A 448-nucleotide genomic window follows, 5' to 3' on the forward strand; every position below is an offset into this window, starting at 1 on the left:
GCACCACGCCGACCATATCGGCAGACTCTTACGCAAACTGCAACCCTACACCGTCCAAATCCACGAAAAAGCCCTCGCTGCTTTATATAAAGCAGGGCGCATTGAACCGATTAACCAGAAAAACTTCGGCAAACAGTTTTATACGCTGATTGGGCTGGATTTATATGATGAAGTGGCGGGGCTTTCTTGGGAGGATACGGCGTTTTTGAAAGGGGAGAGTTTGATGTTTTAAATTAACATCTATAGAATTGATATGGTGTGAGAAAAAGGCTATCATACTTCCCAAAATTTTTTTAAATGTAACAAGTTAAATAAAAAAGGTTATGAAAAAAAATAAATTCCCCCGAAATATCTCCAAAGTTTTCGAAAGAAAAAGTGGAGCTTTATATTTAGGCGATTCTCTTGCTCTTTTACAGGGTAAATCATTTAGCAATCTAAATGGCAAAGT

1 pseudogene is annotated in these 448 nt (G+C 38.2%); it reads left to right on the forward strand.

Annotated features, from left to right (window positions below):
* Positions 1–232, forward strand: a pseudogene (locus ACTHUR_RS20865) (CRISPR-associated helicase/endonuclease Cas3); the annotation flags it as partial.
* Positions 233–448 lie beyond the last annotated feature (216 nt).

Source organism: Neisseria sp. P0021.S007 (genome assembly GCF_051956855.1).